The organism is Albidovulum sp. (assembly GCF_041919395.1).
Classification (GTDB): Bacteria; Pseudomonadota; Alphaproteobacteria; order Rhodobacterales; family Rhodobacteraceae; genus Albidovulum.
On sequence record NZ_JAYRTX010000027.1, the window covers coordinates 22,695 to 34,030 of the forward strand.

Consider the following 11,336-nt stretch of genomic DNA (forward strand, 5'->3'; position numbering starts at 1 on the left):
TCTCCGGATCACTCGGCGATCTGAACGCAGCTTGTCTTGGTGGTGATCACCCGGGTCTTCAGCTGCTCTTCCATCTTCGTGCGGGCCGCTTCGCAGAGCGCCTCGGTGGCGAATTCCTGTTTCTCGACATGCACTTCGTGCCGCACGTTCTCCATCGTCACGGTGTAGACGATGGCAATCAGCATCCATTTCATCGGGGGGTCTCCTCCACTCGGGCCCGGTCGGACGGATTGCCGGGCATCAGGTCATAGGGATGTTTCCAGCCGGGAAGGGCGGCGATGCGCCCGAGCCAGCGGTCGATGTTCGGCCACTCGGCGCGGGTGAAGCCGAAGGGTTCGGGATAGTAGAGATAGCCGCAGCAGGAGAGATCGGCGATCGTGGGGCCCGCCCCGACGATCCAGTCGCGGTCCTGAAGGTGGCTCTCGAGCGTGTGGACCGCGTTGCGAAGCCGCGCCTGCAGGAAGGCGATGACTTCCTTCGGGCGCTTGTCCTCGGGCAGGAAGTTCATTAGGAACCGCACGGTGCCGGCCTGGGAGGACATCTTGTGATTGTCCCAGAGCACCCAGCGCAGCACCTCATCGGCCGCGCCGGGCTCGCCGCAAAGCCGTCCGGTCCTGCGCGCGACATGGTACATGATCGCGCCGGACTGGCTGATGACCGCTCCGCCATCCTCGAGTACCGGCACCTCGCCCATGACGTTGAGCCTGCGGAACTCCGCCGTGCGGGTGGCGCCGTTGAAGAAGTCGACAAAGACCGGTTCCCAGTCGTAGCCGGCCAGTGTCAGCGTCGGCGCCGCCTTGTAGGCATTGCCGCTTTCGCCGAAGCAGTGGAGCCGCGCCGTCATGCCGCCCTCCCGTGGCTGACTGTCGGAGCAGGGCCTGCGCGCCCCGCCGCCACCGTCACTCGAACCGATGGCGCACCGATCGCGACCGCTGCGGGGTATTCCGGCCAAGAAGAACAAGGATTTGTTAATCTTGTCCGGTCACGATCGAACTCGCGGTACAGGCAGGAGCGCCGATGACCGCCCCAGGAGAAACCGCTCCGGGCCTGACGAGAAGCACCCCGCGTTCGAGGGCCGGCGTCAGGTCCGGGGTGCGTCTTCTGGATCTTGCTGACGCAAATGCTCAATTCTGCCCACTCCACAATCACGCCTTGCGATCCTCGAGCTCTGCCTTGAAGAGCCTCAGCCGGTGGGTGAGGTTGTCACGGTCCACGACCGAACCGAAATGCTCGAAGAGGAAGGTCAGCGCCTCGTCGGTGCTGACGCCCGCCTCTTCCGCGAAGCGGGCGAGCGCGCGATAGGCGTCGTTCGTCAGTGCGACGGGAAAACGGCGGGTAAGGCGCAGGCGTTTCGGCATCTTTCCTCCGGTCAGGGTCCCCCGCTCGCTGCGGGGACGAACCGTGCGTGGTTCCTCCGCGGAAGCTTAGAACGCCTCGGGCGGCAGCGCCATCACGAGGTCGGCACCTGATTGGATGCGGGCAAGGTGAGTCGCCGTCATCGGCAGATGCCGCGCCATGTAGTAGCGCCCCGTCGCCAGCTTCGTCTCGTAGAACGCTGCGTCGGAACTGCCGGAATCGAGCGCCGCAAGCGCCGCTTTCGCCATGCGCGCCCACATCAGGCCGAGGCATGTCAGCCCGAAGAGATGCATGAAGTCGTAGGAGCCAGCGAGGGCCGCGTTGGGATTCTTCATGCCGTTCTGCATGAAGAACATGCCTGCCGCCTGCAGGTCCTTCGACGCCGCCTTCAGGGGATCGAGGAACTCCGTCTTCAGCCGCTCCTCGCCCTCGTTCTCCTTCAAGAAGCCCTTCACCATCTCGAAGAAGGCCATGACGTGCTTGCCGCCGTCCTGCGCCAGCTTGCGGCCGACGAGGTCGAGCGCCTGAACCCCGTTGGCGCCTTCGTAGATCATCGTGATCCGGGCGTCGCGGGCGAACTGCGACATGCCCTGTTCCTCGATATAGCCATGCCCGCCATAGACCTGCTGGGCGTTGACCGCCGTCTCGAAGCCCTTGTCGGTGAGGAATCCCTTGATGACCGGGGTGAGGAGCGAGACCATCCCCTCGGCGGCTGCGTCGCCCGCGCGGTGGGCGCGGTCGATGAGCGAGGCGCCCCAGAAGGTGAAGGCGCGTGCACCTTCGAGGAAGCTCTTCTGATCCATCAGGTTGCGCCGGATGTCGGGGTGGACGATCAGGGGATCGGCGGGCCCCGACGGGTTCTCCGCGCCCGTGACGGCCCGGCCCTGAAGCCGGTCCTTGGCATAGGCGAGCGCGTTCTGGTAGGCGGCCTCGGCCACGGCATAGCCCTGGAGGCCGACGCCGAGCCGCGCCTCGTTCATCATCGTGAACATGTTGCGCATGCCCTTGTGCAGCTCGCCGAGCAGATAGCCCGTCGCGCCGTCGTAGTTCATCACGCAAGTGGCGTTGCCGTGGATGCCCATCTTTTCCTCGATCTTGCCGACCGAGACCGCGTTGCGGGCGCCGAGGGTGCCATCCGCGTTCACCATGAACTTCGGCACGATGAAGAGAGATATCCCCTTGGTGCCCTCGCCGCCGCCCGGCGCCTTGGCGAGGACGAGATGGATGACGTTTTCCGCAAGGTCGTGATCGCCGGCCGAGATGAAGATCTTCTGGCCGGTGATCCGGTAGCTGCCATCCGCCTGCGGCTCGGCCTTCGTGCGCAGGAGCCCGAGGTCCGTACCGCAGTGGGGCTCGGTCAGGTTCATCGTGCCGGTCCAGTCGAGCGCCACCATCTTCGGCAGGTAGGTCGCCTTCTGCGCCTCCGTGCCGTGGGCGAGGATCGCCGAGATGGCGCCGTGGGTCAGGCCCTGGTACATGTTGAAGGCCATGTTGGCCGAGACGAAGATCTCGCCGACCGCGGTGCCCATGATGTAGGGCAGGTTCTGCCCGCCGTATTCCTCCGGCAGGTCGAGTCCGTTCCAGCCGCCGTCCTTGATCGCCTGGAACGCGTCCCCGAAGCCCGTCGGGGTGTAGACCACGCCGTTTTCAAGCCGGCAACCTTCGCGGTCCCCCGCGGCGTTCAGCGGCGCCAGCACGTCGCGGGCGATCTTGCCAGCCTCGTCGAGGATCGCCGAGGTGAAGTCGGGTTCCAGCACGCCATAGCCGGGCACGTCGCTTTTCGACACTTCCAGCACTTCGTCGAGGACGAACTGCATGTCACGGATCGGCGCGGCGTAGCTCGGCATGGTCGGGTCTCCTCCCTCGGGTCGTGTCAGGCTGCGTGGGTCTTCTGTTCGGCCAGCATCTTGCGGCCGAGTGCGATCTGCTCTTCAAGCTCGGCGATCGTCGCGTCGATCTCATCGCGCTGGGATTGCATCTCCGACTTGCGCCGCTCGGCCATTTCCAGCGTTCGCGTCAGCTGCATGTTTTTCTGGTCGTCGAGATCGTAGAGGTCGAGAAGCTGGCGGATGTCTTCGAGGCTGAAGCCGAAGCGCTTGCCGCGCAGGATCAGTTTCAGCCGGCCGCGGTCGCGACGGGTGAAGAGGCGTTTCTGCCCGTCCCGGATCGGAAACAGGAGTTCCTTGGCCTCGTAGAACCGGAGCGTGCGGGGCGTCACTTCGAAGGCGTCGCACATCTCTCGAATCGTCATCAGGTCATCGCTCATCAATGGCCCTTCCATGAGTTGCCGTTGCGTCATGGCCGGGCAGATCGGAAGTCTGCCGCGACCTTACAAGGGAAGTTTACGTGCACGTCAGTGTAACGTAGCGTCACGAAATCGGTGACGTAATGTCCGTGAAACGCGCCTGCGGAGACACGAAACTTATGTGCGCCGCCGACGCGGCGCTTTCCGCAGCCGCCGAGCCGCTGGACGGGTCAATCCTTCAGCGAATCGGCCGTCCGGTCGCGCAGCGCCGTCAGGTCGGCGATGGTCGCGTCAAGCTCGGCGCGCTGACGTTCCAGCTCCGCCAGTTGCCGGTTGGCGAGCTGGATCCAGACCTGATACTGCTCGCGGGTGCCCTTCTGGGCATAGAGGAGGAGCCATTGGCGGATCTCCTCGAGGCTGAAGCCGAAGCGGCGCCCGCGCAGGATCAGAGTCATCCGCGCGATCTCGCGCGGGCCATAGTAACGGGCGCGGCCTTCCTTCACGGGCGATAGAAGCTCGATGTACTCGTAATAGCGCAAGGTGCGGGGCGTCACGTCGAAACGTGCGCACATGTCCCTGAACGAGATGAGTTCGTCCGCCATCCCGGGCCTCCCGGGTCAAGCCTATTCGCAGGCGCTGTCCGAGACAACTCGCTTACCGCTGCGCTAGTTCATAAAGCCCGGGGCAACGAAATGAAACGCGTAGGCGACGATCAGTGCCGGGATCGTCGAGAAGGCCGTCGCCATGATCGCCGCGCGCGGGGCAAGCGCGATGGCAGGGAAAAGCGCGTCGCCGTCGTTCGAGATCGCGTTGGCGACGAGGGACGAGAAGGGTATCGTGCCGTGCACGTAGAGCGTCGCGACGAGGACCTGGGGCCCGCAGCCCGGAACGAAGCCGATCGCCGCCGCGACGAGCGGCAGGACCGGGGCGATGGCCTGGAACATCGCCTTCAGGTCGAGCCCGGCATAGACCGCGGCATAGTCGTAGGCGAGGTAGGCAAGGATCACCCAGACCGAGATGAACGAGGTTTCCTCGGCCATCCGTGTCACCGGCGCATCGCCCGGGTTTGTCATCGCGGTGACGGGCGAGACAGCCCAGATGGCGAGGCCGAGGAGGGCGCCGGCGAGCGCGATCGCGGTGACGGGAACCCCCAGCATGTGGGTCAGGTCCACCGAGACGATCTGCGCGGCCCCGACGATCAGGCCGGGAATGGCGGCGGCAAGGAAGGCGTAGTCGCGCATCCGCGTGGTGCCGATCCGCGGCGCGATCTCGCAGGCGCCCCCCTGCGGCCGGTAGTCCACATTCACGAAGCGGTCGATGAGCCAGCCGGTCAGGATGCCCACGGCGAACTGCAGCGGCAGGAGTACCAGCGCCGCGTCCGGCCGGGTGGCAAGGAGCAGGAAGGCCGCGTCCCCCATCGTCGCGGTCAGTGCGGCGACGACCGCACCGAAGCTGACCTTGCCCGAGGCATAGGCTGCCACCACCACGACCGCACCGCCGCAACCCGGCGTCGCACCGAGGAAGGCCGCTATCGGCACCTGGAACGCCCGCGCCTGTCCCATCGCAATCCCGAGGTCGAAGCGAAAGAGCCGTTCGAGCCCGTAGAACAGCAGAAGCGTCGCGGCGACGAAGGCGGAGACCTGGACGAAGGCATCCTGCATTAGTCCGCGCGTCAGTGCGCCAAGCTCCCCAGGCGCGAGCGCCAGCGCCACAAGGGACCCGGCAAGCGCAAGTCGACGGGGCCGGAACGGACCGAGACGGGCGACGAGCGGCAGGGACGCGAGGGAAGCGGATGAATCCATCGGCATGAGTTACATTGCTGCATAAGGTGAAGCCAAGGCTATAATGGACAATATTGGCCCTTGCGGCGGCTGTGTCAACTGGCAGATTGGCTCAGACCGAGAGAGGAGCCGGGAAGATGAAGGAACGCAAGCGGACCGCCGCACGACAGTTCATCGAGGCGATCCCGCATTCGCGCGCGCTCGGGCTGGTGCTGGACGAGATCGGCGACGGCGTGGCGGTGATCTCGATGCCATGGGACGCCCGGCTCGTCGGCGACCCGCAGACCGGCGTCATCCACGGCGGCGCGGTCTCGGCCCTGATGGACACCTGCGGCGGGGCGGCGGTGATGAGCCACCCGACCGGCGCGGTCGGCACCGCGACGCTCGACCTCAGGATCGACTACATGCGGCCAGCGACGCCCGGCGCGCGGATCACCGCGCGGGCGGAATGCTATCATGTCACCCGCTCGGTCGCCTTCGTCCGCGCCACCGCCCATGACGGCGAAGAGGGCCGCCCCGTCGCCGCCGCGACCGGCGCATTCACCCTGGAGCGGCCGGAGGCGCGGAAATGACCCGGCGGCCTAAACCCGAACCGGTGCAGGTGGTGAAGGAGCGCCGCGACGCGGCACTGGCCGCGCTTGTGCATGGCGTGCCCTACATCCGCTTTCTTGGCATCGAGTTCGACCGCCGGGGCGATGAGCTGACGGCGATCCTGCCCTATGACGAAAAGCACATCGGCAACCCGCTGCTGCCCGCGCTTCACGGCGGGGTGACGGCGGCCTTCCTGGAGGTCACCGCGATCATCGAACTGGCCTGGGCACAGACCTGGGAAGAGATGGAGAGCGGTCGGCTCGACCCCCTGAGCCTCGCGCCCGGGCACCTCCCGCGCCTGCCGAAGACCATCGACCTGACGGTCGATTACCTCCGCTCCGGCCTGCCGCGCGACGCCTACGCGCGGGCGCGGATCAACCGGTCGGGCCGACGCTATGCCAGCGTCCATGTCGAGGCCTGGCAGGACAACCGGTCGCGGCTCTTCGCGCAAGGTACGGGGCACTTCCTGATGCCCGAACGCGGTTGGCCGCTCGATGCGGGCGGCGATGGCTGAGATCACCCATGCCCGCGTCCTGAGGATCGCGGCGCCCATCGTCCTTTCGAATGCGACGGTGCCGCTTCTCGGCGCCGTGGATACGGGCGTCGTCGGCCAGTTGGGGCAGGCGGCGCCGATCGGCGCGGTGGGGATGGGGGCGGTGATCCTCGCCTCGGTCTACTGGATCTTCGGCTTCCTGCGCATGGGGACATCGGGCCTCGTCGCCCAGGCGCATGGCGCCCGCGATCCCGCCGAGACGGGCGCGATCCTGATGCGGGCGCTGATGATCGGCGGGGCGGCGGGCGCGGTCTTCATCCTCGCGCAGGGGCTCCTCTTCCGCGCCGCCTTCGCGCTCGCCCCGGCCTCGACCGAGGTGGAAGCCCTGACCCGCGCCTATCTCGCCATCCGCATCTGGGGGGCGCCCGCGACCATCGCGCTCTATGCCGTGACCGGTTGGCTCATCGCGGTGGAACGGACGCGCGGGGTGCTGGCGCTCCAGCTCTGGATGAACGGGCTCAACATCGCGCTCGACCTCCTCTTCGTGCTCGGGCTCGGCTGGGGCGTGGCGGGTGTCGCCGTGGCGACGCTGATCGCGGAGTGGACGGGTCTCGCCTTCGGCCTCTGGCTTTGCCGGGGTGGCTTCGCGGGCGGTCAGTGGCGGGACTGGGCGCGGGTCTTCGACCGGGTCCGGTTGGCGCGGATGATGCGGGTGAATGGCGACATCATGGTGCGCTCGGTCCTCCTGCAGGGGGCCTTCACCACCTTCGTCTTCTGGGGCGCGCATTTCGGCGACGTCACGCTCGCGGCCAACCAGGTCCTGTTGCAGTTCCTCGAAATCACCGCCTACGGGCTCGACGGCTTTGCCTTCGCCGCCGAGACGCTGGTGGGCCAGGCCGTGGGGGCACGACGACCCGTTGCGGTCCGACGCGCCTCGGTGATTGCGAGCCAGTGGGGCGGGGCCGGCGCGGTTCTTCTCTGCCTCGTCTTCTGGATTGCGGGCCCCTTGCTCATCGACCTGATGGCGACCGAGCCCGAGGTGAGGGCGGCGGCGCGGGAATACCTGCCCTGGGTGGCGCTCGCGCCCGTGATCGGAATCGCAAGCTGGATGTTCGACGGCATCTTCATCGGTGCGACGTTGAGCCGCGAGATGCGCAACGCGATGGTCGTCTCGGTCGCGATCTATCTCGTGGCGCTTCTGATCCTGCCCGGCGCGATCGGCAACCACGGGCTCTGGGCCTCCCTCATGGTGCTCAACGTCGCGCGCGGAGCGACGATGGCGCTGCGATACCCGCGCGCGGAGGCGGTGGCGGCATAGCGCGCCAACACCCGCCCTTGCCGGCGCGGGACACTCCCCAGGGCATTTCGGGACAGGTTGAGGTCAGAAGAGGGCGAGCACGGCCTCGGGCGGGCGACCGAGCGCGGCGCGGCCCCGGTGCAGTACGAGCGGGCGCTCGATGAGCACGGGGTGCGCGGCCATGGCGGCCACCAGAGTGTCCTCGTCTGCGGTTGCGAGCCCGAGGTCGCGGAAGACAGGTTCACCCCTGCGGACAAGGTCGCGGGCGGGGCGACCGAGCGCCGCGAGGGCGGCGCGGAGTTCTGCTTCCGCGGGCGGGTCCTGGAGGTAGAGCCGCACCTCCGGCGCGATGCCGCGCGCTTCGAGAAGCGCGAGCGCCGCGCGCGATTTCGAGCAGTGGGGATTGTGCCAGATCGTCGTCAGAGCCAGTCCCCCCTTCCGCTGCCGACCGCGTCCGCCAGGGTCGCGAATCCCTCCCGCGCTGCCAGGGCGTCGAGCCCGCGGGCGATGTCGGAAACGAGCGAAAGTCCCTGGAAAACCAGCGCCGAATAGAGTTGCACGGCCGAGGCGCCGGCGCGGATCTTCGCCCAGGCGTCCGCGGCCGAGGCGATGCCGCCCGCGCCGATGAGCGGAATGCGGCCCTCCGTCAGGTGATGGAGCCGGGCGAGGACCCTTGTCGAACGCTCGAAGAGCGGCACGCCGGAAAGGCCGCCTGCCTCGCCCGCGTGGCGGCTCTTCAGCCCGTCGCGGGCGAGCGTTGTATTGGTTGCGATTACCGCGTCGATGCCCGAGGCGAGCGCGACCTCGGCCACGTCGGCCAGTTCGGCCTCCGCAAGGTCGGGCGCGATCTTGAGAAAGACCGGGACCGGCCGGGCGAGGGCTCCCCGCGTCTCCATCACGCCCGAGAGCAGCGCCGAAAGCGCCGCCTTGCCCTGCAGGTCGCGGAGCCGCTCGGTGTTCGGCGAGGAGACGTTGACAGTGGCGAAATCGACGTGCGGCCCGGCCAGCGCGAGGACGCGGGCGAAATCGGCGGCGCGGTCGGCGGAGGTCTTGTTGGCGCCGAGGTTGAGGCCCACGGGCACCCGCCGGTCGGCCCGCGCGAGGCGTGCGGCGATGGCCTCGGCGCCGTCGTTGTTGAAGCCGAAGCGGTTGATGACGGCGCGATCCTCGGGCAGGCGGAAGAGCCGGGGTTTGGGGTTGCCGGGCTGCGGCAGGGGCGTGGCCGCGCCCACCTCGACGAATCCGAACCCCGCACGGGTGAGCGCGCCCACGGCTTCGGCGTTCTTGTCGTAGCCGGCGGCGAGGCCGACGGGATTGGGCAGGTCGAGCCCGGCGAGGCGGGTCCTTAGCCTCGCCGAGGTCACGGGGCCGGGAAGCGGCACGAGGCCGAACCGGAGCGCCTTGAGCGAGAGCCCGTGCGCAAGCTCGGGGTCGAGCCGGTGCAGCGTGCAAAGGCCCGCGCGTTCGAGCGGCGTCACAGCAGCCCCTCGGGGAAGATGTGGCCCGTCGCGCCGAGGGGAAGCGACTTGTCCCAGACCACGTCCGCAAGGTGAAGGCGGCGGTAGAGGTGTGGAAAGAGCGCGCCGCCGCGCGAGGGTTCCCACCTGAGAGCCGATCCGAGTTGATCCGGGGCGACGGCGACGATGACGAGATCGCTTTCCTCGGCGAAATGCCGGGCCGCCGTCTCGGCCACCTGCGCGGCGGTCGAGAGATGGATGTATCCGTCGGCAAGATCCACCGGCGCGCCGTCGGTTTCGCCCGCGCCGCGGAAGGCGTCCCACTCGGATCGGCGGAAGATCTTGTAGATCAGCATGGCGACCTCATGCCTCGCGCCCGCCCCGCGGTCAATGGCCGGGACGTTTCACCCTGCCGTCATGTGTGAACGCGAGAAACGTGGGGGCGAGGCCGCGAGGAACTTTGACAGGCGCGCCGCCCGGCCGCAATGTAGTGCCATATTCGCGCCATAGGGAGATTGAGATCATGATCACGCCCGTCCGTCGCCTCGCCGCGACGCTTCTCTCCGCGACCGCGCTTTCGCTTGCCGCGGGTCCTGTTCTTGCCGAGACAGTGAAGCTCACCCTTCTGGGCGTCGGCGATGCCTACGCCTTCGCCGAAGAGGACGGCCGCGGCGGCTTCGCCCGGCTGAATGCCGTTGCCAAGGCCGAGCGCGCGGCGAATCCGAACACGCTCTATCTCTTCGACGGCGACATGCTTTCGCCCTCGCTCCTTTCCGGCTTCGACAAGGGGCAGAACACGATCGACCTGACGAACCTCGTGCCCTTCGACCTTGCCGTCCCCGGCAACCATGAATTCGACTTCGGGCCGGAGAACTTCTTCGAGAAGATGAAGGCGTCGAAATATCCCTGGGCCGCGATCAACATCACCAATGCCGACGGCTCGCCCATCGAGGGCCTGGGCGGCGTCATGGTGAAGGATGTGGGCGGGCTCAAGGTCGCGCTGGTCCCCGTGGCGCAGGACACCACGCCAGAGGTGGCAAGCGCGGGCGACCTCAAGTTCCTGCCGACGGTGGACACCGCCGTCGCCGCCGCGAAGCAGGCGCGCGAGGATGGCGCCGACATCGTCGTGGGCGTGGTGCAGACCGACATGACGAACGACCGCAAGCTCATCGCCTCCCACGCCTTCGACGTGATCCTGTCGGGTGACGACCACTCCTACGCCACGGCCTATGACGGCGTGACCGTCTACGTCGAAACCTCGATGGACGCGCGCTTCCTCTCGCCCGTCGACCTGACGGTCGAGATCGGCGCCGACAAGGACGGAAAGCGCACGATCGACTGGGTGCCTTCGTTCCGCTTCATCGACACCGCAACGATCACGCCGGACCCCGAGACGCAGGCGATGGTTGATGAGTTCCAGAAGAAGCTCGACGAAAGCCTGAACGTCGAGATCGGCACGACCGAGGTGCCGCTCGACAGCCGCAGGAACGTGGTCAGGGCCGAGGAATCGGCAATGGGCAACGTGATCGCAGACGCCATGCGCGCGGCGACCGGGGCCGATATCGGCTTCACCAACGGCGGCGGCATCCGTGCCGACCGGACCTACGATCCCGGCGCCGTGCTGACGCGCCGCGACATCCTGACCGAGCTTCCCTTCGGCAACGTCACCGTGCTGACCGAGCTTCCGGGCAGCCAGATCCTTGCCGCGCTGGAAAACGGGGTGAGCCAGGTCGAGAAGGGCGCGGGCCGCTTCCCGCAGGTTTCGGGGATGAGCTTCGCCTTCGACGCCTCGGCCCCTGCGGGGTCGCGCGTCTCCGAGGTGATGGTGGGCGACCAGCCGCTCGATCCGGACAAGGTCTACACGGTGGCGACCAACGACTACATGCTGTCGGGCGGCGACGGCTATTCGGCACTCGGCGGCGGCAAGGTCATCGTGAACGCGGGCAACGGCAACCTCATGGCAAACGACGTGATCGACTACATCGCCCGGTCCGGCAAGGTCACGACCGGGGTCGAGGGCCGTATCAAGAAGCTCGGCGCGAACTGACCCGGTGGACCCGGTGCGGGAAGATTTCTGCACCGGGCCTTGTGACGAGGTGGTTTTTCGGCTATATCA

At 67.6% G+C, this 11,336-nt stretch carries 14 protein-coding genes; 4 read left to right on the forward strand and 10 right to left on the reverse strand.

From position 1 onward, the window contains the following. Window positions 1-8: 8 nt before the first annotated feature. From ACMUOO_RS06740 to ACMUOO_RS06770, 7 genes are all read right to left on the reverse strand, one after another. A complete protein-coding gene (locus tag ACMUOO_RS06740) occupies window positions 9-194 on the reverse strand; it encodes a hypothetical protein (protein ID WP_301917543.1) in 186 nt (61 codons plus the stop codon). After that, window positions 191-844, reverse strand: coding sequence for a glutathione S-transferase family protein (locus ACMUOO_RS06745; RefSeq protein WP_301917544.1), 654 nt, complete (start codon window positions 842-844; stop codon window positions 191-193). The genes ACMUOO_RS06740 and ACMUOO_RS06745 overlap by 4 nt, the downstream gene beginning before the upstream one ends. A gap of 301 nt (window positions 845-1,145) precedes the next feature. After that, complete coding sequence (locus ACMUOO_RS06750; RefSeq protein ID WP_301917545.1) at window positions 1,146-1,358, reverse strand: hypothetical protein; 213 nt, start codon at window positions 1,356-1,358, stop codon at window positions 1,146-1,148. A gap of 66 nt (window positions 1,359-1,424) precedes the next feature. Further along, complete coding sequence (locus ACMUOO_RS06755) at window positions 1,425-3,203, reverse strand: acyl-CoA dehydrogenase C-terminal domain-containing protein (RefSeq protein WP_413854958.1); 1,779 nt, start codon at window positions 3,201-3,203, stop codon at window positions 1,425-1,427. A 26-nt stretch (window positions 3,204-3,229) separates the two neighbouring features. Next, window positions 3,230-3,622: a MerR family transcriptional regulator gene (locus ACMUOO_RS06760; protein ID WP_301917933.1), complete on the reverse strand. Its 393-nt coding sequence runs from the start codon at window positions 3,620-3,622 to the stop codon at window positions 3,230-3,232. Between the two features lie 209 nt (window positions 3,623-3,831). Continuing rightward, window positions 3,832-4,203 carry a MerR family transcriptional regulator gene (locus ACMUOO_RS06765; protein WP_301917934.1) on the reverse strand — a complete coding sequence of 124 codons (372 nt, stop codon included), beginning with the start codon at window positions 4,201-4,203 and terminating at the stop codon, window positions 3,832-3,834. Between the two features lie 63 nt (window positions 4,204-4,266). Beyond that, window positions 4,267-5,403, reverse strand: coding sequence for a putative manganese transporter (locus tag ACMUOO_RS06770; protein ID WP_413854959.1), 1,137 nt, complete (start codon window positions 5,401-5,403; stop codon window positions 4,267-4,269). 116 nt (window positions 5,404-5,519) lie between these two features. Between ACMUOO_RS06770 and ACMUOO_RS06775 the strand changes: the two genes are divergently transcribed. The 3 genes from ACMUOO_RS06775 to ACMUOO_RS06785 are packed head-to-tail and all read left to right on the forward strand — an operon-like array spanning window position 5,520 to window position 7,784. Beyond that, window positions 5,520-5,954, forward strand: a complete 435-nt coding sequence (locus tag ACMUOO_RS06775; RefSeq protein ID WP_301917936.1) for a PaaI family thioesterase — start codon at window positions 5,520-5,522, stop codon at window positions 5,952-5,954. Further along, the gene (locus ACMUOO_RS06780) at window positions 5,951-6,487 is read left to right on the forward strand and encodes a PaaI family thioesterase (RefSeq protein WP_301917937.1); all 537 of its coding nucleotides are present in this window, start codon (window positions 5,951-5,953) and stop codon (window positions 6,485-6,487) included. The genes ACMUOO_RS06775 and ACMUOO_RS06780 overlap by 4 nt, the downstream gene beginning before the upstream one ends. Further along, the gene (locus ACMUOO_RS06785) at window positions 6,468-7,784 is read left to right on the forward strand and encodes an MATE family efflux transporter (RefSeq protein ID WP_413854960.1); all 1,317 of its coding nucleotides are present in this window, start codon (window positions 6,468-6,470) and stop codon (window positions 7,782-7,784) included. The genes ACMUOO_RS06780 and ACMUOO_RS06785 overlap by 20 nt, the downstream gene beginning before the upstream one ends. A 63-nt stretch (window positions 7,785-7,847) precedes the next feature. Here ACMUOO_RS06785 and arsC read toward each other — a convergent pair whose 3' ends face one another. Genes arsC through ACMUOO_RS06800 form a run of 3 tightly spaced genes read right to left on the reverse strand, consistent with a single transcriptional unit; the run spans window position 7,848 to window position 9,576 of the window. Next, window positions 7,848-8,234, reverse strand: coding sequence for an arsenate reductase (glutaredoxin) (gene arsC, locus ACMUOO_RS06790; protein ID WP_367891182.1), 387 nt, complete (start codon window positions 8,232-8,234; stop codon window positions 7,848-7,850). Next, on the reverse strand, window positions 8,183-9,241 hold the full coding sequence (locus tag ACMUOO_RS06795; protein ID WP_301917939.1) for a quinone-dependent dihydroorotate dehydrogenase: 1,059 nt from the start codon (window positions 9,239-9,241) through the stop codon (window positions 8,183-8,185). The genes arsC and ACMUOO_RS06795 overlap by 52 nt, the downstream gene beginning before the upstream one ends. Beyond that, a complete protein-coding gene (locus ACMUOO_RS06800) occupies window positions 9,238-9,576 on the reverse strand; it encodes a DUF952 domain-containing protein (RefSeq protein ID WP_301917940.1) in 339 nt (112 codons plus the stop codon). Before ACMUOO_RS06800 ends, ACMUOO_RS06795 begins: the two co-directional genes overlap by 4 nt. A 167-nt stretch (window positions 9,577-9,743) precedes the next feature. Here ACMUOO_RS06800 and ACMUOO_RS06805 point away from each other — a divergent pair, with 167 nt between their 5' ends. Then, window positions 9,744-11,267, forward strand: coding sequence for a bifunctional metallophosphatase/5'-nucleotidase (locus ACMUOO_RS06805; RefSeq protein ID WP_413854961.1), 1,524 nt, complete (start codon window positions 9,744-9,746; stop codon window positions 11,265-11,267). Window positions 11,268-11,336 lie beyond the last annotated feature (69 nt).